This window comes from Legionella nautarum, from assembly GCF_001467895.1.
Classification (GTDB): Bacteria; Pseudomonadota; Gammaproteobacteria; order Legionellales; family Legionellaceae; genus Tatlockia; species Tatlockia nautarum.
Window position 1 is genome coordinate 180,527 of the sequence record NZ_LNYO01000024.1, and the last position, 25,295, is coordinate 205,821.

Below are 25,295 nucleotides of genomic sequence, written 5' to 3' on the forward strand. Positions count from 1 at the left end.
CTTCTACAGTGGATAATTGCCTCGGAGGGGACTGCGAATATCATCAAACCTGCTTTTTAGTCAAAGCACGCAAACGGGCATTGGATGCGGATGTCGTGGTAATTAATCATCATTTATTTTTTGCTGATTCGCGCTTAAAAGAAGAAGGGTTTGGTGAGCTTTTACCAGGTGTTGATGTGGTTATTTTTGATGAAGCCCACCAACTTACAGAAATTGCAGCAAATTTTCATGGCCAACGCGTTGGAACAAGACAATTTCGTGATTTAATCGATGATTTATTGCGGGAATGGCCAATACTTGATTTAGCCAATCAGCCCTTAAATCAATTAAGTTTGCAGATGGATCAAATTATTGATCAATTATTACTAGCCTTAACAACCAGCGAAGAACGACTTGCTTGGGAGGAACTGAAACGCTTTAAAAGCTTTGATGCAGCTTGGAAGGGTTTGCTTGACCTAGTCGATAAACTTTCAAATTGTGTCGACTCAGCAAGCATCGAAGCGACTTCAGGTCTAGCTCGCTGCCAAAAGCGATTGGATGAATTAAAAACACAGCTACGTAATTTTGAACAAGCAGATAGTAAGCAAATCCGTTGGGTAGAGCGCTTTAAGCATAGTTTGGTTTTTCATGCGACACCGTTTGAAATTGCTGATGCCTTTAGTCAGTTATTGCTGCGCCAGCAAGCCGCCTATGTCTTTACCTCAGCTACTTTAACGATGGCCTCTTCTTTTGATTGCTTTATTAAACCCTTGGGTTTATTTAAAGCACAAACCTTAGCTTTGCCCAGTCCCTTTGATTATCAACAGCAGGCTCTGCTTTATTTACCACGCCGTTTGCCTGATCCTAAACAGGCAAATTATTATGAATTATTGGTTGAACGGGCTTTACCTGTTATTGAAGCTTGTGGAGGGCGTTGTTTTTTCTTATTCACCAGTCATCGGGCTTTAAAATTGGTTGCTCATCTACTGGCCAATACTTTAAACTACCCGCTGTTAATTCAAGGTGATGAAGCAAAACCTATTTTATTAGCCCGTTTTCGTCAACTCGGCAATGCAGTGCTATTGGGCACCGCAACCTTTTGGGAAGGGGTTGATGTGAAGGGGGAGGCCTTATCCTGCGTCATTATTGATAAATTACCTTTTGCAAATCCTGCGGATCCTGTTACTCGCGGAAAGATGGCTTATTTGCAATCGCGTGGCTTGTCTGGTTTCGACGAATTATCGCTACCCAATGCCGTCTTAGCTTTAAAGCAGGGTGTGGGTCGTTTGATTCGTGATGCTAGTGATCGAGGTGTTTTAATGATTGCGGATCCTCGTTTAACGGGAAGAGAGTATGGCCGCCATATTTTTGCTAGTCTACCAGCACTGCGTAAAACGCGTGATGAACAAACCGTATTAAATTTTATAGATAGTTTGGCTTTAAGAAATGAACCTGTTAGCAATTGATACTTCAACCGAAACTGCTTCCGTCGCTTTACTGCAAAAGGGGGAGCTACGCTCCGAAGAGCAAGGCGCACAGCGCAATCACGCCCGTTTAATTTTACCTATGGTGGAGAATTTGTTGGCCGAGGCTGAGTTGAGCTTGAGCCAATTGGATGGTCTTGTTTATGGCCGCGGACCTGGTAGTTTTACTGGTCTTCGCATAGCCTGCAGCGTAGCAAAAGGTCTAGCTTACGCGCAAGACCTGCCCCTCTATCCTGTCAGTAGTCTCGCGGCTATTGCGAATGAAGCCTTGCAGCAAGGAACTAATCCTCAGGACGCTGCCGTGCTTGCTGTAGTCGATGCGCGTATGAATCAGCTCTATTGGGCTTATTTTAATGCGCAATTCGACCAGGTTGAAGAACAAGTTTCTTCGGTGGCTGATCTTGCTTTGGCAGATGAGAAACCTTTCATTTTAGCGGGAGTGGGTTATGAATCCTATTTGTCGCAATTTTCTCCTGCTATGCAAAAGAGATGCTATAAAATGCTTACTATTTTTCCAAAGGCTGAAGCGATGATTCGCCTTGTTTTAACCGGAAAAATAGAGGCTGTTAGCGCGGCAGATGCTTTACCTGTTTATGTTCGCAATCAAATAACTCAAGGAGAACCGCGTGGATAATCGGTTGTTTGAAATTTTAGTATGCCCACTTTGTAAAGGTAAATTATTGCTCAAGGAGAATGAATTAATTTGCCGCTTCGATCGTCTCGCTTATCCGATTCGTGAGGGCATCCCTGTCATGTTGGAGCAAGAGGCACGATTGGTGCCCTTAGAGGAAAAAGAGCAATTATGAGTATCGATTTTCATGTAGTTATTCCGGCTCGTTATCAATCTTCTCGATTACCAGGTAAGTTATTGATGGAGTTAGAAGGAAAGACAGTGATTGAGCGAGTCTACCGCCAAGTGCTTAAGGCTAAACCTAAATCCATTACAATCGCTACCGATAGTTTAGAGATTGCAAATCATGCTACTGATTTTGGTGCGCAAGTTGAAATGACTGCAGTTAGTCATCAAACAGGGACCGATCGCATTGCGGAAGTCGTTGCGAAAGGCCAATTTACTGGACAGGATATTATTGTGAATGTGCAAGGTGATGAGCCTTTAATAGCGCCCGAGTTAATCTTGCAGGTCGTGCATAGCCTCTACAATTCCCCCCATTCGATGGCGAGCTTATGTTGGCCGATTGAAAGTATTGAGCAATTGCATAATCCTAATGTAGTGAAAGTGGTGCGAGATCAACAGAATGATGCGCTTTATTTCTCAAGATCTGCAATTCCTATGCATCGCGATAATCCTAAAAATATTGCCCAAGTTTTTCGTCATATTGGTTTATATGCTTATCGAGCCGCTTTTCTTCTTGATTTTGTAAGCTGGCCAGTCTGTGAACTGGAGGCTTGTGAAGCCCTAGAGCAATTACGAGCGCTTTGGGCCGGGTACAAAATTAGAGTTGATGAAGCGTGTAGGGAACCTTTGCAGGATATTAATACTCGGGATGACCTGCTTTTAGCGCGCAAGTTGCTGAATGATAGGGTTTGCTGAGGGATTGTGAGGTTAAGGTCGATTCCTTGACCCTCCCCTCAACAACCAGGTATCAAGCAGCCGTCGCCGCAGCCGCCGCTGCAAAGACCGGAAGAACTTCATTACCCATTTCTCGCAATAGTGTCTCAGTTTGACTAGCCCAAGGTGTTTTAGGTGTCGGGAAAAAGCGAGCTTTTTCTTTGGGTTCCCCTTTTAAATAGTCTAAGGCTTGATGTTTGAACGTTTGCAATGGTTTTAAAATATAAACACGAATCCATTGAATAAATTCTGGAATCACACCCTCAGATAAACTTTCCATTTTAGTATGATGGATAGTTTGGTTAGCCATGTCGATTTGTAGCAATGCATATTTTTTATCAGCATAATCAAGCAAACGCCCATGAGTTGCTTGGGGATTAATGATGACCCTACCCGTAACTTCTTGTTGTTCTTCTTCTGTGAGCATTCCGAGTAATTCGCTGTTGATATACAGTTTATTAATTTCATCAAACTTTAATTGCATTTCTAATAATTTAAATAACCGCAGGTCGACCTTATTTAAATAATCTTTATACTCAACGAGTCTTGCATAGTTTGCCGCTGTCCCGGGGATTGCTTTTAATTCTTTAAGCTTTTCTTTTAGTTCTTGGTCGTCTTCTGTATTTTCATCCTCTTCATCGGGATTGGTTTCAATTGTTCTATCAATGTATTTATCAAGTATACGCTTATACTCTTTTTCCATTGTTTCAATCACATAAAGCGATTTTTGATAAGCGGGTGATTTTAGTCGAGTCTCTATGATCATCGCATTGTCAAACACTTGAGCCCGAGCATTGATGAGCTCATTGGCAATGCGAATCTCATCGTCTAAAAAACGAAGGTGAGCTTTCATTTGGGAGGCTTCGATGCTATTGGTGAGTTGATGTCTCGTTATAACTTCATCAATCGCTTTAACGACTTCCTGATTATATTGATTGAGTTCAATTATAAACGGATTAATTTCACTTAATCGAGTGCCAAGAGGAGGACGGCGGCCCACTAAATTAGACAATTTTATTTCGTAGATACGGTTTAATAACTGCCATGCTTCTTGCTTATGACCCTTTAAACCAGTTAGCAATTTTTCAACCGTATGTCGAACAAGGTGGAGCTCTGTCTGTTGTTCGTTGCTCTGCCATAATTCTTGAAGTTTACTACTGTAAATATTGAGAATTTCGGTGACTTGTTTAGGTTGATAGCAAAGAGCTAAGATGGCTTGAGTCTCTTTAATTTCGGCTTCAAGCGTACGGAGTAAGCTATATTTGTCTAAGTTGTAGGTCCGCTCTAAAGTTGAGATTTGTCTTGATGTCACTTGCTCAAGGCCATTAGATCCCATGAATTCTCTATCTATTTGTGAAAATTGATTAAGAATAGCTTGTTGTAAATCGGTAAGTTGCGACAAGCGATCTAGTGGTGAATCAAGCTGTTTTAATTTCTCTTTTTCTTGTTGGAATTTTGAAAACTCTGCTTTTAAAGAAGTTTCTAATCCGATCAGCTGAGCAATAATTCCATAGGCTTCTCTAACTTCTGAAGAGGAGCCATATTCATTAGAAAATAGCATTAATTTAAGTTGTAAGAGATTCTTATTATAAAAAATCTTGCCAGTTAAATGATCAAATAAGTCGTTGATTTTTTCTTCTTGCGCGACCTGAATATCTTTTAAAATATGATAGTTTTTTATTTGCTTAATTTGAAAAGAAGTTAGCTTGTCAGCTAGACTGCGAAGCATGATGAGCTGTTTTTTATTTAATGTCTCAGAGCCTTCAGCAGGATTAGTATTTATAAAGTCATCGAACAACTTTTTTGCATCCTTGATGAAAGCGAGGTTAGCTGTGATATCTGTTCGAGTTGGTGCAATAACTGTTGCAGGCACTGGTTTAAATAATTCAGTTAAAAATTCATCAATGTTAGCTTTATCAACGGGCTGTATTTCAGGGGCATTAACGCTATACCAATGCGCTTTTTCGCCTAGATGTTGAAGTAATTGAATTCGGAAACCCTGAATTTCTTGAGTGTTTAAAGACAGATCTTTTGCCTGTAAATCAGTGATAATTTCTTCTATAAACTCTGTAAGTTGTTTGGTAAAAAAGAGGGTGTCTCGGTCTTTTTTGTCACCTAAGTTAATGGTAGAGAAGGTTAGTAGAAAGCATTCAAGTGCTATTTTTAGCTTGTTTTTGGCTAAATCTAATTCCTTTTTTAATTCCTCTGGGTTGCCAGCATTCGATTGCAGCATTGCCTGTCTTTCCAAAATCTTTATTCGTAATCGCTCTTGCGTTTGGTTTAGGTTTGTCATCTGCAAGATGGCTTCATTAAGTTGAGCCTGAATCTCCATCTCAGCTAGAAAATGGTTAAGAAGCGGAATTGTTTTTTTAATCAATTGTGAGGCTGACTGATTAAGTTTTCTAAGTTCATTTAACCCGTTCTTGAGCTGTGGATCATACTGAGCCAGCTCAATAAGTTCCTTGGTTTCTATATAAAACCTTTCTTGTAAGGCGGCAAGGTTATTAAATTTATTTTGCTGCTTCTTGATAACCTCGCTAAGTGCAATCTTATCTCTTTCTTCTGCGGATAAAGAGTTCTCATTAGTCTCTAAAATAGTAGGCGCTTTAAGGCCAGAGCCTTTATACAGAGGTGCAATTAATTCTCTGGTTACACAGAGTTTGGATGGATTTTGAGAAATTTCTTCCTTATATTGCGCGATTTTACCCAGTTTTTCTTCTCTTCTTTTATCAACTTTAGTTTCCCACCTAATTCTGAGTTTGTGGAGATCAGCTAAAAGGGTTTTGTTAGTTTCCTCAACAACTTTTTTGAAATGGTGTATCTGTATCGTCAAGCGCTCGAGAGGTTGGTGTTTACTAGGACTGCTGCTTTGACTGTACAAGGAAGGTCTCCAATCGAGCCCTTCTTTATTGGCTATGAACTTCATAAATGATTCGCATTGGTCTGCTATATCTGCTTCAAATGCCGCCAGGTCGAACCTAATATCCTGTTCTTTCTCCTCACCAGATCTTAAATCATCAATCTTTTGTTTAAGAGAAGTACTCAATTTTTCTGGTAAATCAACAAGACTTTCTAATTTTGCAATTTGGTTTTCTATTGTTTGTAAGCTCAGCAAAATTTTTTCATTCTCTTTACCCATGAAGCACACCTCATAAAATGATTATTCGAGTTTTAGGTGCGACAAAGGTATCATTCGAAGCTTAAGAAAATCTTAAAGATATGTATCAACTGCGTAAAGAAAGTGGAGCCTATCCCATGGCTTGCGGATAGGAGCCCAGTAAAGTCATCATAACCGACATAGAAGTGATTTCATTCAAGGCAAGTTGAATAGGCGGCTCGGATTGATGGCCTTCAAAATCAATAAAAAAGAGGTAGGTCCAATTGCGATGGCGATAAGGGCGAGACGCAATTGAAGTCATATTGATTTTGTATTTTTCAAAGGGAGACAGTAAATTCAATAAAGTACCCGGTTCATGAGGTGTGGAAATAATGATTGATGTTTTATCACTACCACTAGGAGCAGGAAGTTGTTTTCCTAAAATAATAAAGCGAGTTGTATTATTAGGATAATCTTCAATATGCTGATGCAAAATTTGTAATTTATGTATTTCCGCAGCATTATCCCCGCAAATAGCAGCAGAATTGGGATCGTTTGCTGCAAGCTGTGCGGCAAAACCATTTGATGCGACTTCTTGCAAAGTAGCTTTTGGATAATGAACCGCTAACCAATGCCGACATTGCGATAAGGTCTGTTGTTGTGCATAAATCGTTATTAAAGGCTTGTCGGGATCGATGCGCGCAAAATGATGGCGGATACGTAAGGAAATTTCGCCACAAATTTGTACGTCGGAACTGATTAGATTATCGAGGGTAATATTCACCACCCCTTCAGTACTATTTTCAATAGGTACGACACCATAATGAACATTACCATTTTCGACCAGTTTAAATACTTCAGTAATGGAGGGCTCAGGTATGAGATTTACGCTTTCACCAAAATGCTTAATCACTGCTTGTTCCGAAAAAGTGCCTTCTGGACCTAAATAAGCAATTGATAAAGGCTCTTGCAAAGCAAGGCAAGCACTCATGATGTCACGAAAAATACGGGCGATTTCGCCATCAGGTAAGAGGCTAGTATTATTGGCAACAATCGAACGTAGAATTTGCGCTTCTCGTTCAGGTCGATAATAAATGGGGCTATGTTGTAATTTTTTGATTTTGGCAACTTCTGCTGCAAGCTCTGCACGCTTGCTCAAAAGGTTAAATAGCCGCTTATCGATTTTATCGATTTTATTACGTATTTTTTTTAGTGCATCTTCAGTCATAGCCGGGCTGATCCTTTGTTACTAAAAGGGCAGATAGCCAGAATAGCATGTGCAATAATAAAACGAAATGCCAATATCGGGCTATTTTTTTAAGGCCCTAGCATCTTGCTTTTTTTTACGTAAATACAACAAAAACGCAGGAAGGATCATAATTAAAATGCCACTACCAAAAACAAGACGAAAATGAGTAGCACCTCCTATATCCATACTGCTTTCGGGAGGAATAAAACCAATAAATAAAGTAATAGCGCAGCCTGCTAAGCCGAGTGCGCAAGTTAAGTAATAACCAAAGTGGCCGCCTGGAATAACAAAAGGACGAGGTAAATTGGCAAATTTGGTTTTTAAACGCCAGGCGGCAATGAACATCAGTACATACATTAAAATATATAATTCAGTACTCAGCGCGGTAAATAACCAATAAATCGCATTAATACTTGGAAAAAGTAAGAATCCGCTACATAACAAAGTCACTAATATTGCTTGCAGAATTAAGATGCGTGAAGCAATGCCACGATGGTTTAAGCGGTAAAGCCAATGGGGTAAGAAACCATTGTCCGCAGCTAATAATAGGCCCTTTGCGGGAGAAATAATCCAATTCACCATGCTTCCTAAGCTACCAAGCAACAGCAAAATAACAATCACTGGCATCAATGCTGTGAGGTGATAAGCGTGAAAGAAATTGGTAAAAGCACGCATGACGCCATCCACCAGACTAATTTTTTCCTGCGGAAGAACGAAAGCAATAGCGAGAGAGCCAAAAATCATAGTAGTCAAAATGAGGATAACTGACATCAACATAGCACGAGGGAAATTATGCTGGGGATTGCGCACATTTCGCACGTGCACAGCAGCTAATTCCATACCCAAAAAGGAAGTCATTATTGCTGTCAGTGATACCCAAGATTGAGTATCACCCCAATGGGGTATTAAATGATTGAAATGGAGATCAATCGCAATAGGATTTCCTTTAATAAGCCAAATAGCGGCAAGTAAAATAATAAAGGCCATCGGTAAAATCATACCAACTACCGCACAAAAACTAGCAAAGGCTGCAGAGGCGCGTAAGCCCGCAAGTCCTAAGAAAGTCAGTGACCAAAAAACGATTAGAATGACGCTGATCAAATAATATTTATTTTGTGCTAATTCTGGATTAATGAGATAAGCTAGGGTCCCTGCGATGAAAGAAAGGATGGTAGGGTACCAAACCATGGTATTGATCCATTGAAGCCAGATCGTAAAAAAGGCCGCAGATTCACCAAAAGCGTGCTTTACCCAGCTATAAACGCCGCCTTCCTCCTCAGACCAGGTCGAAGATAATTCAGCTGAAACTAATGCGACAGGGATCAGGAAAATAATAGCCGAAAAAATAAAGAAAAAAATGAGTGAAGAACCAAACAGCGCAGTAGCAGGTAAATTACGTATACTGTCGATAGCCCCAGTAATTAATAATACTAATGCAAAAACTGAAATTTTTTCAGAAGACCAGGCTTTCATAGTTGACAGTTCCAAAGCGCCATTTTGGCAAAAAGATATGCATTATAAGGGAATGATTGAATCCATGAAAAGCATTTTTTTTCCATTAAGAATAAGATTGTGGATTATGTTGAAAGCTCGCTTAAATCCCATGCACAGTAATGACAATATGACGCTCAGGAGCATGATTTCGATGTTCGCACAAATAAATTCCTTGCCATTGTCCAAGCGCCAACCGTCCGTTGCTTATCGGGATTGTCAGGCTAGCTCCAAGAATGACATTTTTAATATGAGCCGGCATATCATCTTCGCCTTCTAAAATATGGTGATACAGTCTCTCATCGTCTGGAATGGCGCCATTAAAATAGGCTTCCAAATCGAGGGGTACATCGCTGCAAGTGTTTTCGCTAATGGCGAGTGAAGCAGAAGTGTGCTGTAAAAAGAGGTTGGCTAAGCCAGTTTGGATAGTTGGCATAGTAACTAAACTTTGTTGTATCTCAGGAGTAATCAGATGAAAACCACGTGATTTTCTTGATACATTGCAAAGATTTTGCCAATAAATCGGAGATCGTTTATCCATGACGGTATCCATCGCGGCAAGCTGGCGAAGTGGGGAGGGTTCCACCGCTTTTTTGCCATTCTTCAGGTGTGTATAAATGCATAGTCAGGGCGTGCATCCCCGTTTTCAATTCTTCTGCTAATAAATTATTGACAAGGCGATGACGCGCAATTTTTGTTAGGCCATCGAATTTTTCAGTAACGACCGAAACTTTGAAATGGGTTTCAGCTCCCTCAGGGACCTGGTGCCGATTTGACTCATTGACAACGTCTAAAAATTGGGGAGAGAACTTTTGCGTAAGCAGTTGATTAATACGTTCTTGCCGAGACATGGAAAGCCATTTATTAGTCTAAGGTTTTTAAAGTATACCTTTTGATTGCCCTCTTGTCATATTTCAGTGTATTTGTTAACCTTTCTGATCTTATATGGATCAAGGAAGAAAGTTATGCCAAAACTTCATAAGGAAAATACAAGTATTGAACTTCGTGAAGAGAATTTAGTGTTTAAAGACAGAGCGTTATGGATAAAGGCTTTAAAAAAATCGCCGCGATCCAAGTTAATTTTTAGACAATGCACATTTGAGGCGTTTCCATTAAGTCGATTACTTTTGGAGTTGGGAAAATACGAAGCTTATGAAGCAATTGAATTTATCGACTGTTCTGTTGTTTCCACTGACATTAATAGTTCAATGCAGCTATTACTTGCTAAAATAGCAAATATGCCGAAACAAAATCATTCGATAAAATTTACAGTAATAGACACCAAACATTCCTATGATTTGAAGACCCTACCTTTGGATCCATTAATCGATAGTTTAGAGCATAGAAATTCTTCCCTACTACTTGATATTAAAGATCTAGAGAGAAATCCTTTTCATCTAGAGATAAGCAGGGATGACTCGAGTGGTTTAAGGGGTAAAAAAGAAAGCTCTAAAGAATTAGTTATTTCCTCATTTGATAGTGCTTCCCTCCTCGCTTTAATTGGTGAAAAGGAAAAGGCTAAGGAATTCGTTGTTCCCTTATTTGATAATGCCTCCTTAGTCGTTTCTTTTACTGATGAGGAAGAAAAATTAATCGTAAAACAGGCAAAGTCTTTTAAAGAAATAGAGGATAGTGATGCAATTGAAAAATCAGCCTTAATAAACTCTCGGATTATATTCGATTATTTAATTGAAATCGCCAAGTTCGCAAAAAGTCAGAATTTATCGCTGGAGATTAATACCAAGCTTGATTCTATTAATGAATTTTCCTACACCTATGATGCTAAATCGAATGTAGGAAATTGTAATGTTTCTTTACACTGTAATTATTGCGGTGGAAAATCTCTACAAGAAGCGATTGTTGCAGATAACCTACCTAAATTACTCTCGAGTTTACCCACAGTCACTAGCTTGGAATTATTCAACTTAAATTCACGCTTGTTAAATGGAGTAGAATTTGCTGACTCCTTATCCACTCCTGCTTTTGAAGAACTAAAAACTATGGAAATCATTGGTAATGCTGAAACGCAAGAAAGCAAAACTCGATTTTTTGCATCGTTAAAGGAGTTGGAGCATTTGCAAGAATTAGAGCTTCTAGGCCAGGTTCTGTTTGAGACAGATATGGCTGATATAGCTTACCTGCTAATACGTAAGAAAAAGCTGCAAAAAGTCACCTTACAAGGGGCTAATCTTACCGATGGAGCTTTGGAGTGTTTGGCTCGAGAACTTGATAAACAGGTTAAACAACTTAGCTCAGAAAAAACAAAAGAGATTAGACAACGTAAATTAGAAGAAAAAAAACAGACTAAGCAAGCTAAAAAGTCGAAAGGAAAAAAACAGACTAAGCAAGCTAAAAAATCAGCTAAGGATAAACATCCTAAACAACTTAAAAAATTAGACTTAAGTAATAATAGTCGCCCTGATGAATTTGGCTATACTCGAAAAGGGTTAAAAAATTTTTTAAAGATATTAGAATTACTTAGACCACAAGAAGTTAGACATGATTTTGGCCCTAATGAAGAAATAGATGCTTTACTGCGACCCCAAACGGAAAAAGAAGAGCCTTCTTTTAGTACGAAAGAGGAGTTTTCTGATAGAGAAACCACTGAATCTACTTATAGTATAAAAGAAGAATTTTCTGAGAAAGAAAAAGAAGAAGAACTTACCTATGGCATGGAAAAAGAACTCTTTGACGAAATAACAGAAGAAACGTCTAATACTGAAAAGGAAGAGCATCTTGAAAAATTATCTTTCGACCATCCTGTTTTTGGCAGTCATTTAATGAGAGTTACATCAACGGATACGGAATCTTTAACTACTGGGGATGAAAGCGGCTATACACCGCGTACTGAAACTACTGGGGATGAAAGTGGCTATACCCCGCGTGCTGATAGCGATCATGAAGACGAACCTTTTTCCGCTGTTCCTACTCGTGAATCACAGATTTACGCGGTTACTGTTCGTGAATCAGGATCACAGATAAGGCGTGCCGGTATAGCAATCAATCGCCCAAAGATAAATGTAGAAGAAGAAAAGAATAGGGTGGGTGGCGGAAGTGGAATCGTTCCCAGAAGTCAAATAATTACTACGAATCGATATCGTTGGAATTCAGGAGTGTCTCATAGTACTGAAGAAGAGGGAGCTAAGGATGGGAATTCATTTACTAAAAATTGATTAGGCGATATTTTTTGGGCAAAGGGGATATTGCACGGAGAGAGAAGGAGCGGGAGAGGTTTCGAGACAGCCTCCGGCTTCCTCAGCCCGAGCTGAGTTATCCCCACGAAATTAAATAGCCTATTTAATTCATTGATTGTTTTGTTTATCCCGTTCGCACTGAGGCAGCGCGCAGCGCTGTCGCGAAGTGTCGCAAAAGGCCCCTCACCTTCGAGAACCTCAGGACAGGCCTTTGAGAGCCTCAAGACAAGCTTCGAGACAGACGCCATGCGTGCTCCTCAGGTTGAACGGCATAAAATGAATACAAATTCCTTAGATACTCATTTTGTGGGGATACCTCAGAGCCAGAACGGTTAATTTTTAGACTAAAAAGCTAAACAAAGTTAAAGAATTCGTTGGAACATGATCCAGCTTGTATTAAAAGAAAATACGTTTAAGTACCTGATAAAAAATAAAAAAGATGAAAATAATGACCACCCAAGATACGAAGCCTTGACTAATCGGTTTTTCACCTTTATTAACATCGACATTAACGTTATTAGGAATAATAGAGTCATAAAACGTATCGCGATCAACAATAATGGCTTGTGGAGGTAGTTGGGATGAGGCCGTTTTTATAGCAGTTGTTTTTTTAACTGCAGTACCAATCGCTAAAAACTCAATCAAACCGTTCCCTAATTGGTAAATATAAGTTTTGACGCCAACGACATCGTCAGCACCAATTGCTTTTGCTTCATCATTAATGATGGCTAAAGCATTTTCGCGAGCATCATAAATTAGCTTTGTTAATTCATTAATTTCACCACGGACAAAGGATTTTATTACCGAAGTAACGCCACCAACAAAACCTAAAGAATAGACGGAAGTGCCTAACAATAAGCGTAAGGGTGAGTAACCCAAACTCGCCATATTCCACATCTCAATATTGGTCATATCGCTACTAACAATCCCTGTATAAGGACCATTCACATTATCAGCAGAAAGTTGAGGATTGTGAGAAGCAGTACCAATCATTAACATTTCATTGACCCCGCTAAAGGGGAGAATAGTGGTGCGAATTCCTAATACAGCATTTGCATTATGGGAGCTTGCATGGGCGACGATGCGGCTTAATGCTAAATGGCGAGTTTGATTAAAAATACTAGAGTATTCTTTGATTTCACCTCGTTTTAACGTTTTCAAACCACCAAGAATCCCGCGACCTACGCCCATGGCATAAGCGACATTGCCAAAGGCAAAACAAATAGGTCGATAACCTGCATCCAATTGGGCGTACAATTCCTGTCCATCAGCAGAGGTTGAAAATTTATTTAAAGGCGTAGATCGGCCAGCATGTATGGCTGAGCCGAGGGCTAAAAACTCAACGTTTCCACCATGAAAAATGAGTTGGCTATCAACACCAGTAATTCCTGTTGCATTGAGTGAGTTTGCTTCTTGCAGCATACGCTGATAGGCCGTTTCCCTACCGTCAGCAATGAGCTGCGTAATTTGTTTTAATTCTCCACCCAGTAAGGATTTTAATCCTGAACCGACATTACCAATGATGCCAAGCGAATGGACGCTATTACCAACAATAATATTGCCAGGTTCGTAGCCTTTTTCAGCTAAGCAAAAGATTTCGTTGCCAGATAAACCGGTAATAATTGCCATAATCTGCTCCTTAATAGCTTAAGTGTAGTTCAGCCTTTACAAGTTTCCTTAGGTCTAGACTGAATTTTATGGCATACTTCCGTCTCTTGAGCCTCGGGAGATGAGTATGAAACAGAAAGGATTAACTCTAATCGAATTAATGATCGTTGTCGCGATCTTAGGTATTTTTATTTCAATTGCCATTCCGGCTTATCAAGATTATACCGTAAGAGCTCGGGTGGCAGAGGGGTTACAGTTAGCTCAAACGGCGAAACTTGCTGTCACTGAATTCACAATCGATAACCATGCTTTGCCTTCTTCGCAAGAAGCGACAGGTTATAAAAGTCCCGCACCCACCGAAAATGTTCAATCCATTGTCATTGGACCTCAAGGTGTTATTACTATCAGCTTTACCAAACTTGCTGGAGATGGGACCTTCCTACTTGTTCCAACTTTACAGACAAGTGGTGAATTAACTTGGACTTGTAATACTGGGACGCTAAAAAAACAATATCGTCCTTCAAGTTGCAGGGAATAGATTGGACCAAGGCCTAATGGCGCTGCATTAAGAATTTTTTGACTAGATGTACCCCCTCCCTAGGTCCAGAGTAGTTGCAGATACTTTCGTAGCCTAGGTGCCGTGGCTTGTCTGTGGTACCCATGATCTTTCTTCTTATTGAGATTTCTGGATCCCGCGAACAAGTCGCGGGACGTAGTGATGGAGTTAAGCGAGGCAACATTAATCAAAAGTGGTACGCAATGCGCCGTGAATTGGATTGATGATGTATCGTCGGAACCATCCTGGGCATACATTACTATCCTGACAACTCCTAACATAAATTTTCGCGCTTCCTACGACGGTTACATCAGGACGGCAACTGGCGCCACTATACATTTCTTCAGAATTTCCAAAAGAGTCACCCATAGGATAGCCATTCTTATTGGTTACCCGTCCGCCTCCTTCCCAAGCGACGCAAGCAGAGCCTAGAACTAAACCTAAAATAAACACAAAACTCTTGTACTTGTTTCGGTTATTCATGCTTATTCCTTTTTAGCGATATCAAAAAAAGTATACTTTAGGATAGATTCGCTAAACAACCCGTGCTTTTAATAAATCTTAGAGATAGACTTAATTAGTTCACCAATAAATTGGAAATTTATGGTTAAGCAACTATGTATGCGCTGTTATGTTTCAGGAAAAGTTCAGGGTGTTTGGTTTAGAGCTTCGGCAAAGGAGCAAGCAAATCATCTTGGAGTCAATGGATGGGCACGAAATTTAGCTGATGGAAGGGTGGAGGTTTTTGCTTGCGGCGATGAAGGGCAGCTACAGCTTTTTTATGATTGGCTAAAACAAGGACCGGCATTAGCAAACGTAACTGAGTCTACGCGTACCGATTTGCCTTGGGAAGATTATCAAGGCTTTGATACTCTTTAACTAACCCTTTACACCGCCATTTAAAACAGGATAAGCTGAAATCGGTGAAATCGGTGAAATCGGTGAAATCGGTGAAATCGGTGAAATCGGTGAAATCGGTGAAATCGGTGAAATCGGTAAGCTTGGTAAGCTTGGTAAGCTTGGGCTAAACATTTAGGTTACCTTGCTTCTGGGATGCTCTCTTAATGAGTTATTTTAAGGATTATTACTATGCGCTTGACTAATAACATTGGATTTATTCTTCTAGCTATTTTTTTAATCTTAATTGCAATTTCTGCACTTGTTCCTGGGGTTCCTATCCCATCAGTTCTGACCGGAATAGTTGCCTTGCTTGCCGCAATCTTTATTCTTATCGGTAGGTGACGCTAAGAGATATTTTGGGAACCCTTAAGGAATTTGCATTCATTTTATTCCGTTCAGCCTGAGGGGCACGCATGGCGTGCGTCTCGAAGCCTGTCCTGAGGGATCTCGAAAGACTCAGCTCGAACGGGGCAGATAAATCCTCTTAACCGACGGCTATGCGCTTTGGCCGAACTCCAATGGAGAATCTCCATCAATCTCAGGGAGCATTAAAAGAACTAGAGCGAGTTAACTCCTAACATTTTCTCGTTAAGCACTCAAAAGAGACTTGAGATATTTGATTCTGGCCATGAAACTGTGACGCAAAAAAACCAAAGGGGGAAAGTTGGATAAATTCTGCTTTGGATAAATAATGCTTGTGTGGTTCTTGCTCATATTGGATGGGTGTTGATTGAGAATTTACCCCAACAATCGAGAGCCGCGGTTTTTTGAGTAAGCAAACTTCTTTGCGTAGCTGCTCTTTCGGTTCTTCTCTTTCCTGTTTAGGTTTATTCTCCAAAGCGAAGGCTTTTCGTTTTCTATTTTCGGTTGGGCAGGCTGCTGGGATAGCTGCTTTTGATTTTATCTGATATTGCACATTAACCTTGTTTATAAAATCATCAAATAGATCGCTTATAGAGGCTAGTGGTTCATAATAATTAATGAGTCCCAAATGTATATTTAAATCTTTTTGCTGATGCAAAATTCTTAATATATGATCCAAATCAGGGGAAACATTGTAATTCATTTTCATTAGTTGTTCTTTTTCTAAACTATTAAGCATAGCCATAGGCTCAATTGTGAAAATTCCAAGGGCACCTAATTTATTTCGGTCTTTGATAATGTTTTCAAAATTATCAAGATAGATATGCTCGTCATCGGCGGCTTTAGATAAAATGAGGGCTAAAGTAAATAACTCGCGAGCAAATTCTATAAGCGTTACAGACCCATCTGCAACTTCCTTAAATTTTTTATACATTTTATCAACCAGTGCCAAGTATACTTGTGGAGGCACTGGTTCTGTTCGCGAGGCTTCAAAAATATCGTCAACTTCTGAAAGAATAGTGATTAAAAAAGAGTTGGCTGCCAAGCGTTCCTTTTTTTCAACTTTAAAAAGCAAGGCACAAAGAAGTTTGTAATACCACATTGAAAAAACCAGTAACAATTAAGGACAAATTTTAATGCAATTTTATACTAGCATTACCTTTTAATTTATTTGAAGGGCTCTTATTGATCATAAGTTCTGGAAATGCTGGAAATTGCGGCGTAATTTTTAGCTTTTGCTGTTTAAGATGTAATGATTGTACTCGAGTTTTCTTTAAAAGGAAATATTTTTTTGCTCTACGTTTGCGCACAATGGATTTTAATTTTCCTGAAAATTGTTGTCTTTTTGCTTTTTGCCGCGATATATTTAATAAATTAAGAAGACTAAGCTCTTGTTGCCAATAGCAAATTTGGAGTTTTAGACTGTTATTTTTTAGGTTGTTGGTGAAAAAATTTAAATATTTAATCAGTTGCTGTTGTTCAATACTTGTTTTTTCCCTAAAAAAACCGAGTTTGCTTAAATACATAATAACCTCCTTGTATTAGAATTAAGCAACTAATCGTTTGAATTTAGATGAAATTTAGCTGGTAATTATTAAGCTAGTAGACGATTATTTATCTGTCAAACTGGGTTTAAGTTTAGATGGCAATTGCTCAAAAAAAATTTACCGCGATTTAAATATAGAACTAAATTTCCCATCCCTTAAATAGATCTATGATTTATAAGTTTATTTATGCGATTTATAACTGGATATCCCTCAAAATCTTATGATAGTCTTGAAAGTACGTATTGAAAAAAAGGAGTCTTTTAATGAAAACAGGGATAGCCACAATTCTTGCTCTATTAGTTGCGGTTGGTACCGTCGGTCTATTAAGCGCATGCCAAAAAAATGCAGATGATACCTCAATCCACAAGGGTAAAGGCTATGGTGGTGCCGGTGGAAGTGGTGGCGGCCACGGCGGTGGTGGTGCGGGTGGAAGTGGCGGAAGATAAGTGGTTTTTTTGCAATGTTGTCTGTCAATCCCTACGAAAGCAGAGGATGACAGGCAACCAAAGCGCAGCAAGAACAACAAAAGAGCGAAAATTCTTCCAGTCGTACTTCCCATTCGCAGAATCTAGTAGATGTTCTCAATAAACTTGGATTAGATCTAATTAATTGGGTTTTATCCCTTACAGATTTTATGTAAAATCAGCCGAATAATAAAAAAGGAAACAAGTGAAACATGCGATCTCGCTGCTCTAATAAATTCTGCAAGCCAATTTTTTATTTGTTCTTGTTGCTCTCCAGCATGCATCTCAGCGGATGCATTGACCTAGCCGCGACCCAAAGTCTTTCTAAAGATAAAAATTACTTATTTAAAAGTCATGCACGAGTTTTCGTCATGAGAGGCGGCTTAGGGGGGGTCTTTAGTACGGGTATGAACCAGTTGCAAAGTACCCTAGAAAGAAAATATAGAATTAGGGCAGAAAGCACTGTTTGGTATAAAGTTGATCAATTAACTAAATATATTGTCAAGAACTATGGTACCAAAGAATTACCTGGGCCAATTATTTTAGCAGGGCATTCATTAGGGGCTAATGAACAGATAAAAGTCGCTAAAAACCTTGCTAAAGTGAATATTCCTGTGGAGCTATTAATTACTATTGATGCAGTTTCGCCTCTCGAAGTGCCTTCTAATGTCAGGCATGTGCTTAATATCTACAAACCATCTTTTGTGCCAATGTTTAGTGGTTTGCGAGTAAAGGCTGTCGATCCGCGTCGGACAACCATTGAAAATATTAATGTAGACCGCTTTAAAAGAGTCGCTGTAAATCATTTCACTATTGATAAAAACGAAGAAGTTCAGGATTTAATGGTTAATCGCTCATTGGCTGCTATAAGTAATTCAGAGAAACAGTATCTTAATTGAAAAGCGAGCGTTGATAAAAGCAATAAAATTTTCTAAGAAAATCTGTTTAGGTTCAGGTAAAAGTGTATTTATTATGAAAAAATCCCCTAATTATTCGCCAAAAATTTGTGTTATTGGTGCTGGTCCCTGCGGCATCACTACAGCAAAAAATTTATTACAACAAGGATTAACCAACTTTAAGGTATTTGAAAAAAATCATCGTTTAGGTGGTAATTGGGTTTTTGATGAAAATAATGAACATTCCAGTGTTTATGAAACAACGCATATTATTAGCTCTAAACGCCTATCACAGTACGAAGATTATCCGATGCCTTTTGAGTATCCTGATTATCCGTCTCACGCAAAAATACTCAGCTATTTTGAAGATTATGCACAGCATTTTGGAGTGAATGAGTATATTCAATTTAATACTCATGTTGAACAAGTCGTCCCCCTATCCGACGATGAATGGCAAGTGATTTATGAAAATGAAACAGGTCGGCACGAAGAAATTTTTAACTATGTTTTAGTTGCCAATGGCCATCATTGGGACCCAATAATCCCCAAATTTAGTGGGGAATTTAAAGGTCAAATAATTCACTCTCATCAATACAAAAAAGCGACACCCTTTAAGGATAAAAGAGTACTTGTAGTGGGGGGGGGGAATTCAGCCTGTGATATTGCTGTAGAAACTTCACGCCTCTCGCCGAAAACTTGTGTCAGTATGCGTCGCGGCCAACATATTTTTCCAAAATTTATTTTTGGGAAACCTACCGATATTATGTTTGCATTAGTCAATTGGATGCCTTACTGGCCGAAGCAGCTATTGGCAGCAGCAATCATCCGAATAATTCAAGGCCGATATCCCAAATATCATCTGGAAAAACCCAAATGTAGACCTCAGGAAATTCATCCAACGATTAATTCCGAACTCCTTTATTTTATAAGGCACGGTAAAATTTTACCGCGTAGAGGTATTGATCGCTTAGAAGGTAACACCGTGCATTTTGTGGATGGTCGTCAAGATGAGTTTGATGTTATTATCTTAGCCACAGGATATCAAATAAGCTTTCCATTTTTTGATAAAAAACTCATTGATTTCAGCTCGCTCGTTAATGTACCTCTGTATCGCAAGATGATGCATGCTGATTTTAAAAATCTCTATTTTATTGGTTTGTTTCAGCCGCAGGGTTGTATTTGGCCCCTTGCTGATTTTCAGGCTAAAATTGCTGCTAAGATCATTGCAGGTGATTTAGAGCGCCCACCCAACTTAGCTAATAAAATCAAAAAAGAAATTAAGAAATCTCGCTCACGATTTAAAGCAAATGTTAGGCATGCCTTAGAGGTGGATTATCCTTCTTTTCGACGGCAACTACTGAAAGAATTAAAAAAAGGAAAAAGCCAATTATCGTCGCATGATAAAAACGAATCTTATTCAACTCAAAGTCAATGGGAAAATCAAACAGAAGCATCAATGAAATTTGATTAAAAGGGAAAACTAATTACATGGATACTGAGGCTAAGGTGTAAGAGCAGGGAGTCTGGGGATCTGTCGAACCTATTGGATGATAGACCAAAGTTTCTGGTTCGTAATGTTCATCATGTTCAATAGAAAAAGCATTTTTAAGGTTTAAAATCAAAGAATTAACTTCGCCTCTAAGTGCAACGTTTTGCTCGTTAATATATTTTCTATGTTCCCACCATTGCATTGCCTTATCGAGTAGTTTTAACCCCGTGAAAATGATAGCTAGCAGTAAAGGGACGCCAACGAAGGGATTGACGATAGAAGTAGCTGTACTCAGCAAAAGCGAAAGTGCTGAAACCACAAATAAGATACATCCCCAGATTAAGGTTGAGATTCCATGTTTGCGGTAATTCAGTTTTAATAGTTCTGAACTAAAAGGCTGATCAAATTTATCCGAACTGGTATTGTTTACCAGCCGCTCAAGATGCTGAACGAGCGTTTCGTATTCTTCAACCAAGGTTTTTTTGAAAGCAATATTATTGGAGGAGATGAGTTTATAAGTATAGTAATCGACTACATAATCGATATCACGGCTTGCTTTCGCATAATAACTCTTGGCGCTACTTTCTTTTTCTAATAATTGACTTTTTATTTGCAATAATTGATTGGTAATACGATGAGTTTGTAAGCCTATAGGTGAACTGCTTTCGAAAAAGGAGAACATCATTTTGAATCTCGTATTTTGTATTTTTGTATTTAACTAAAATGTTTATTTATTGTCAATTAGATAGGCTAAGTATCGTAAATTGTTGCTGCTGCATTAATCCAGTCAAGACCCAAATCCGCCAGGCAATTGAAAAAATAAAATCACTATGTATAATAAGCGCCCATTCTAATCTCAGAGAGTAAATGCCATTTAGCATGCGGTATAGGCATTTAAATGTAGAGAATGAGGCAATAATGCATTTTAAAGATTGGTGTTTGAGTCAATATGGTATTGTAAATTTTTTAGAAGCTAAAACACTAAATAGAGTGTTTATTCCGCTTATCTATTCCAGTATTGATGCGCAATTTGTTGCTGAGCACAATGGCTATCTAACTACTCATAATAATCACCTTGGTTTAGTTATTCCTAAAGAAAATTATGATCTGTTGATTTTCCGTATCTATTTAGAATTTCAGCAGACCTATCCTGGTGTTAATGATCCAAATGATTTCGAAAAATTTAGCGATATTTCTTTATTTAAACTGGGGCTAAATCGTAGAGGGTTAACTAAATACAAGCAACCTTCTAATATTCGCGTGACTTTCAGCGATGACTCTCTAAAAACAGCATTTACTAAGCAATTCGTAAAATATAATCCGCAATTAAAATTAGATCCTTTAACCTATGCCCAAGTTGTCGAAATGCCTCCCTATTTTATGGGTGATATATATCAGTTGTATTATCAAAGTCCTGCTGCAGAAATTAGTCGTACTACGGATCTTGCTCAATTAAAAGCACAAGAGGCAACGCTAAAAAAATTATTACAAGAAGTTAATCAAAATAAGTTAATTTTGGATAGCATTAATAAATTAACATTGGATTATGATAATTTCGGCGATCATCCACTTTCCAATCGCCAAGCTTGTGAGGCTTATGCGCTCTCTTTAAGGGTGTTTGCAGAAGCAAATCGTGATAATTTATCAACAGCAAATTATCAAGCCTTAATAAATGCCTCGACATTTTTAGTGGCGCGTGATGAATTCGGAAAGATCTGCCAAAGTCTTGGTGCTGAGCTAGAGTTTGCGAGTTACATCAGAGATCAGCTTTATGAGCATGCAAGGACGCAAATACCAGGGGTTAAGGATGAGAATCCTTTATTTCATGAACTACCTCCGCCTTATGACAAGCGTATCCCCGAATTAATCAAGAATAATGTTCGAGATCTACTTGAGGGTAATTCTTGGGCACTCATGAACAGGTATTCTAAATTTATTAGCCGGCGTTTTCTTCCTGATCAACAAAATCCTTCTCAAACTGGCACTGATGAGATCTTAATCCGGGGTGGAGCACAAAAACATCATTTTGCTTTGTTTAGAATTATAAAAGTGGGTCTTCTCGAAAATGGCCAGATGGCTGAGCCGGGTGAGAAGCCTCACCATTATGAGTATTACAAAGTAGAGAATAATCTAGGTTTTATGTGCCCTGGTGTGGATGTAAAAACCAAAACAGGCTGGGGAACTTTTATAACTAAATTAACTCCTTTTACCTACGATTCTCAAGGGAACCTAGCTGCTTCCAATGTGGGCCCCTTTACTCAGCCGGAGCTTTATCAAGCTTCTATGGAAATTACTTTGCGAGAATTAATTAGAGTTGAGCGAGAAATTGTATTTTATCGCCAAAATGGACGCGATGTTCTCAACTCGAAAGAGCCTCAAAATACTAAAGAAGCTGATGAATGGGTAAGGTTATTTGAGTTAAGACAGCGTCTGAGCGGCTATTTTTACCCATTATCCGTTAAGTATTATGTCCAAGATCCTATTAATTCACACAAACAACATGAGCGTTTTGTCTCTAATCAGAGAGGTTTTGTCCAAGAAGATGGGAGTTGTCCAGCTTTCACACTAAAAAGTTGGTTAGCGAGTACTCTTGGGCATAGTCTCAATAGTCTTCTTAATCATTTTATGCAACAACATAATGCAAATGAGCAGGCTAGAGCATTACAAGCCGCTTTATCGAGGGTACAGGGTAGAATAAGAGAGTTGGACCCACTAGAAATTAAAGGCACAAGTCGGGATAATCTGATGAATGCGAATCGCTTTTTCTCTTCATTTATGGTCCCGCGTTCCCTTCCTATTGCGAAGCAACCAGAGGAGCGAGGCTCTCTGAGCGGTACGTTTAGATGAACCTACATTTACCCCTTGTTACCCTGCCTGCGCAGGGGATGACAACAAATCATGAGTATATATCAGCTCTGAAAAGCTAAATATAGAGTAAAACGAGGTAAACATGCATTTTAAAGATTGGTGTTTGAGCCAATATGGAATTGTAAATTTTTTAGAAGCTAAAACACTAAACAGAGTATTTATTCCACTCATTTATCGCACAATAAATCCAGAGTTTGTTGCCAATAATAATGGTTATCTAATTACGCTTAATAATATTCTTGGTTTGGTTATTTCTAAGGAAAATTATGATCATTTGATTTCTCAGATTTATTCAGAATATACTGAAATTATTACTCCATATAATTTCGAAAAATTTAGAGATATTTATCTATCTAGACGGGGATTAGATAATAAAAAGTCAGTCAAATATAAACAACCTTCTAATATCCAATTAACTTTTAGCAATGAGTTTCTGAGAATAGTATTTACCAATCATTTCGCAAAATATAACCCCCAATTAAAGTTAGATCCCCTAACGAAAACTAATGTTGTTGAAATGCCTTTCTATTTTTTGGATGATTTATATGTATCTTATTATCAAAGCTTTTTCGCAGAAATTCACTGCACTACTGATCTTGCTCAATTAAAAGCACAAGAAGCAGCTCTAAAACAATTATTACAAGAAATTAGTCGAAATAGATTTATTTTGAATGGGATTAATAAATTATCATTGGATTATGATAATACCGGCGATCTTATACTTACTAATCGTCAGGCTTGTGAAGCTTATGCACTCGCCTTAAGAGTTTTTGCAGAGATCAATCGTGATAATTTATCAACAGCAGATTATCAAGCCTTATTAGCCGCCTCAAAATTTTTAGTAGCGCGTGATGAGCAGGGCGTTTATCATCAAAGTCTTATTACCGAGCTTGAATTTTCTGATTACATTAGAAATCAGCTTTATACGCAAGCTAGACTGGAAATACCAGATAATAAGGATGAGAATCCTTTGTTTCATGAACTACCTCCGCCTTTTGACAAGCAGATACCAGAGTTAATTCAGAATAATATTGGGGATCTGCTCGAAGGTAATCCTGATGCAGTGCTGAATAAAAAGCATAAGTTTGTTAGCTTATGTTTTCTTCCCAATCAGCAAAATCATCATCTTGAGACTGACGAGATCTTAATTCGAGGAGGTGTGCATAGAGGTCATTTTGCTTTATTTAGTATTATAAAAGTGGCGACTCTCGAAAATGGTCAAGCGGCGGGGCCCGATGATATACCCCATCATTATGATTATTACAAAGTAGAATATAACCTAGGTTCTCAATGTCCTGGCATCGATATGGCAACAAAAACAGGCTGGGGGACTTTTGTGACTAAATTAACTCCCTTTACCTATGATTCTAAGAGGAACCTGGTTCCTTTAAATGTAAATCCCTTTACTCAGCCTGTGTATTATCAAGCTGCTATGGAAGTGGCTATACGCGAATTAATTAGAGTTGAGCGAGAAATTATATTTTATCGTCTAGAGGGACGGGATGACACTACCTCGCCTCAAAATAAGAAAGAAGCTGATGAATGGTCTAGGCTATTTGGGTTAAGAAAGCTTCTCAGTGGTTTCTCCTATTCTTTACCCGTTAAATATTATGTTCGTGATCCTATTAATCTTCAGTTCTGCTATCAGCGTGTTGTCTACAATCAAAGAGGCTTTATACAGGAAGAGGGGAGCTGCCCAGCTTTTACACTAAAAAGCTGGCAAAAGATTTTTTTAGGGCATGAACTTTATAGTCTTTTTAATCTTTTTGTGCAGCGGCATAATGCCTATGCTCTTGCTCTTGCAGTACGAAGCGCTTTATCAAGGGTACAAGATAGAATCAGAATGTTGGAGCCACTAGAAATTAAAGGCACAAACAAAGAAGTACAAACTTGGTTTGAAGCGTTTAAAAAATACCTTGGAGGGAGAGTTCAAATGCCAGGGGTAAGGCTTGAAAAAACGGGTGAGGGCCCCGCTTCATCCTGTGCTATTAAAATTTCCAATAATCTGTATAAATTACTCTGGAATGATTTTTTTGAGGATTACAGTAAAAAGCAAAACAGTCAGATGATGAGTCATCGCTTTTTCTCTCAATCATTAAGACCGGGTGCAGTTCGGATTGTGAAGCGCTCAGAACAGGCAGACGCGGTTGTCGAGAATCTGGCTAGGAATCGAAGCAATTTCTAAGAATATAAATTGCCTAAAACGACTTGCAGTCCCGCTTCAGTTAAAGAAAGGTAATGGTAATTTGGGTCGGCCGTGGTCCGTTCAATCCATTCGTTAGCGATGCAAATATCAGTTAATTTTTGGGCTTGTTCTAGACTAATAGGTTGCCCTAATTTGAGTGAAAGGACTTCAGTGGCATCTTCATCAATACTTAGAAAAACATCCTCGCGAGTTTTACCACGTGCTTTTATTTCGTCATAAAAAAATTTTAAGATATCGATTTCATTCATCTGGCATCTGCTTTATAAACTACATAGCAGTTGATAATATTAATCAATGTTATTTAAGTAAAGCATAACTTATATTTTTATGATGC

General features: G+C 38.7%; 24 protein-coding genes. 12 read left to right on the forward strand and 12 right to left on the reverse strand.

What is annotated here, in order from left to right:
* Window positions 1–8 precede the first annotated feature (8 nt).
* Genes Lnau_RS12610 through kdsB form a run of 4 tightly spaced genes read left to right on the forward strand, consistent with a single transcriptional unit; the run spans window position 9 to window position 3,015 of the window.
* Window positions 9–1,445, forward strand: coding sequence for an ATP-dependent DNA helicase (locus tag Lnau_RS12610; RefSeq protein WP_476630071.1), 1,437 nt, complete (start codon window positions 9–11; stop codon window positions 1,443–1,445).
* Window positions 1,426–2,097: a tRNA (adenosine(37)-N6)-threonylcarbamoyltransferase complex dimerization subunit type 1 TsaB gene (gene tsaB / locus Lnau_RS12615; RefSeq protein ID WP_058505505.1), complete on the forward strand. Its 672-nt coding sequence runs from the start codon at window positions 1,426–1,428 to the stop codon at window positions 2,095–2,097. Before Lnau_RS12610 ends, tsaB begins: the two co-directional genes overlap by 20 nt.
* Window positions 2,090–2,269 carry a Trm112 family protein gene (locus tag Lnau_RS12620; protein WP_058505506.1) on the forward strand — a complete coding sequence of 60 codons (180 nt, stop codon included), beginning with the start codon at window positions 2,090–2,092 and terminating at the stop codon, window positions 2,267–2,269. Before tsaB ends, Lnau_RS12620 begins: the two co-directional genes overlap by 8 nt.
* Complete coding sequence (kdsB, locus tag Lnau_RS12625) at window positions 2,266–3,015, forward strand: 3-deoxy-manno-octulosonate cytidylyltransferase (protein WP_058505507.1); 750 nt, start codon at window positions 2,266–2,268, stop codon at window positions 3,013–3,015. Before Lnau_RS12620 ends, kdsB begins: the two co-directional genes overlap by 4 nt.
* Window positions 3,016–3,067: 52 nt before the next feature.
* Here the strand turns inward: kdsB and Lnau_RS12630 are convergent, their stop codons facing one another.
* The 5 genes from Lnau_RS12630 to Lnau_RS12650 form a co-directional block, all read right to left on the reverse strand.
* A complete protein-coding gene (locus tag Lnau_RS12630; RefSeq protein WP_058505508.1) occupies window positions 3,068–6,172 on the reverse strand; it encodes a hypothetical protein in 3,105 nt (1,034 codons plus the stop codon).
* 109 nt (window positions 6,173–6,281) lie between these two features.
* Window positions 6,282–7,358 carry a prephenate dehydratase gene (gene pheA, locus Lnau_RS12635; RefSeq protein WP_058505509.1) on the reverse strand — a complete coding sequence of 359 codons (1,077 nt, stop codon included), beginning with the start codon at window positions 7,356–7,358 and terminating at the stop codon, window positions 6,282–6,284.
* Between the two features lie 81 nt (window positions 7,359–7,439).
* Window positions 7,440–8,852, reverse strand: coding sequence for an amino acid permease (locus tag Lnau_RS12640; RefSeq protein ID WP_058505510.1), 1,413 nt, complete (start codon window positions 8,850–8,852; stop codon window positions 7,440–7,442).
* A 121-nt stretch (window positions 8,853–8,973) separates the two neighbouring features.
* Complete coding sequence (locus Lnau_RS12645; protein ID WP_193786819.1) at window positions 8,974–9,411, reverse strand: secondary thiamine-phosphate synthase enzyme YjbQ; 438 nt, start codon at window positions 9,409–9,411, stop codon at window positions 8,974–8,976.
* The gene (locus Lnau_RS12650; protein WP_058505511.1) at window positions 9,404–9,721 is read right to left on the reverse strand and encodes a BolA family protein; all 318 of its coding nucleotides are present in this window, start codon (window positions 9,719–9,721) and stop codon (window positions 9,404–9,406) included. The genes Lnau_RS12645 and Lnau_RS12650 overlap by 8 nt, the downstream gene beginning before the upstream one ends.
* A gap of 114 nt (window positions 9,722–9,835) precedes the next feature.
* On the opposite strand from Lnau_RS12650, the gene Lnau_RS12655 reads away from it, so the two are divergent.
* A complete protein-coding gene (locus Lnau_RS12655; protein ID WP_058505512.1) occupies window positions 9,836–12,043 on the forward strand; it encodes a hypothetical protein in 2,208 nt (735 codons plus the stop codon).
* A 417-nt stretch (window positions 12,044–12,460) separates the two neighbouring features.
* Here Lnau_RS12655 and Lnau_RS12660 read toward each other — a convergent pair whose 3' ends face one another.
* Window positions 12,461–13,693 (reverse strand): heavy metal-binding domain-containing protein, encoded by a 1,233-nt coding sequence (locus Lnau_RS12660; protein ID WP_058505513.1) that lies wholly within the window; start codon window positions 13,691–13,693, stop codon window positions 12,461–12,463.
* A 106-nt stretch (window positions 13,694–13,799) separates the two neighbouring features.
* Between Lnau_RS12660 and Lnau_RS12665 the strand changes: the two genes are divergently transcribed.
* Window positions 13,800–14,210 (forward strand): pilin, encoded by a 411-nt coding sequence (locus Lnau_RS12665; RefSeq protein WP_058505514.1) that lies wholly within the window; start codon window positions 13,800–13,802, stop codon window positions 14,208–14,210.
* Window positions 14,211–14,411: 201 nt separating this feature from the next.
* Here Lnau_RS12665 and Lnau_RS12670 read toward each other — a convergent pair whose 3' ends face one another.
* Entirely contained in the window at window positions 14,412–14,711 is a 300-nt protein-coding gene (locus Lnau_RS12670; RefSeq protein ID WP_058505515.1) for a hypothetical protein, read from the reverse strand.
* 120 nt (window positions 14,712–14,831) lie between these two features.
* Between Lnau_RS12670 and Lnau_RS12675 the strand changes: the two genes are divergently transcribed.
* On the forward strand, window positions 14,832–15,107 hold the full coding sequence (locus tag Lnau_RS12675; protein ID WP_058505516.1) for an acylphosphatase: 276 nt from the start codon (window positions 14,832–14,834) through the stop codon (window positions 15,105–15,107).
* On the opposite strand, the gene Lnau_RS16475 is transcribed toward Lnau_RS12675, so the two are convergent.
* From Lnau_RS16475 to Lnau_RS12685, 3 genes are all read right to left on the reverse strand, one after another.
* Window positions 15,108–15,260 (reverse strand): hypothetical protein, encoded by a 153-nt coding sequence (locus Lnau_RS16475; protein ID WP_157070659.1) that lies wholly within the window; start codon window positions 15,258–15,260, stop codon window positions 15,108–15,110.
* A 442-nt stretch (window positions 15,261–15,702) separates the two neighbouring features.
* On the reverse strand, window positions 15,703–16,593 hold the full coding sequence (locus Lnau_RS12680; protein ID WP_058505517.1) for a hypothetical protein: 891 nt from the start codon (window positions 16,591–16,593) through the stop codon (window positions 15,703–15,705).
* A 31-nt stretch (window positions 16,594–16,624) separates the two neighbouring features.
* Window positions 16,625–17,017 (reverse strand): hypothetical protein, encoded by a 393-nt coding sequence (locus tag Lnau_RS12685; RefSeq protein WP_058505518.1) that lies wholly within the window; start codon window positions 17,015–17,017, stop codon window positions 16,625–16,627.
* 284 nt (window positions 17,018–17,301) lie between these two features.
* Here Lnau_RS12685 and Lnau_RS12690 point away from each other — a divergent pair, with 284 nt between their 5' ends.
* From Lnau_RS12690 to Lnau_RS12700, 3 genes are all read left to right on the forward strand, one after another.
* Window positions 17,302–17,484, forward strand: a complete 183-nt coding sequence (locus Lnau_RS12690; protein WP_058505519.1) for a hypothetical protein — start codon at window positions 17,302–17,304, stop codon at window positions 17,482–17,484.
* 230 nt (window positions 17,485–17,714) lie between these two features.
* On the forward strand, window positions 17,715–18,401 hold the full coding sequence (locus Lnau_RS12695; RefSeq protein WP_065240304.1) for a hypothetical protein: 687 nt from the start codon (window positions 17,715–17,717) through the stop codon (window positions 18,399–18,401).
* Between the two features lie 73 nt (window positions 18,402–18,474).
* Complete coding sequence (locus Lnau_RS12700) at window positions 18,475–19,869, forward strand: flavin-containing monooxygenase (protein ID WP_065240305.1); 1,395 nt, start codon at window positions 18,475–18,477, stop codon at window positions 19,867–19,869.
* Between the two features lie 13 nt (window positions 19,870–19,882).
* Here Lnau_RS12700 and Lnau_RS12705 read toward each other — a convergent pair whose 3' ends face one another.
* Window positions 19,883–20,572 (reverse strand): hypothetical protein, encoded by a 690-nt coding sequence (locus tag Lnau_RS12705; protein ID WP_058505521.1) that lies wholly within the window; start codon window positions 20,570–20,572, stop codon window positions 19,883–19,885.
* 233 nt (window positions 20,573–20,805) lie between these two features.
* Here Lnau_RS12705 and Lnau_RS12710 point away from each other — a divergent pair, with 233 nt between their 5' ends.
* Together Lnau_RS12710 and Lnau_RS12715 are read left to right on the forward strand one after the other, a co-directional pair.
* Window positions 20,806–22,734 (forward strand): hypothetical protein, encoded by a 1,929-nt coding sequence (locus Lnau_RS12710; RefSeq protein ID WP_058505522.1) that lies wholly within the window; start codon window positions 20,806–20,808, stop codon window positions 22,732–22,734.
* A gap of 103 nt (window positions 22,735–22,837) precedes the next feature.
* Window positions 22,838–24,940, forward strand: a complete 2,103-nt coding sequence (locus Lnau_RS12715) for a hypothetical protein (protein ID WP_058505523.1) — start codon at window positions 22,838–22,840, stop codon at window positions 24,938–24,940.
* On the opposite strand, the gene Lnau_RS12720 is transcribed toward Lnau_RS12715, so the two are convergent.
* Window positions 24,937–25,209, reverse strand: coding sequence for a hypothetical protein (locus Lnau_RS12720; protein WP_058505524.1), 273 nt, complete (start codon window positions 25,207–25,209; stop codon window positions 24,937–24,939). The two genes, Lnau_RS12715 and Lnau_RS12720, sit on opposite strands and share 4 nt — an antisense overlap.
* Window positions 25,210–25,295 lie beyond the last annotated feature (86 nt).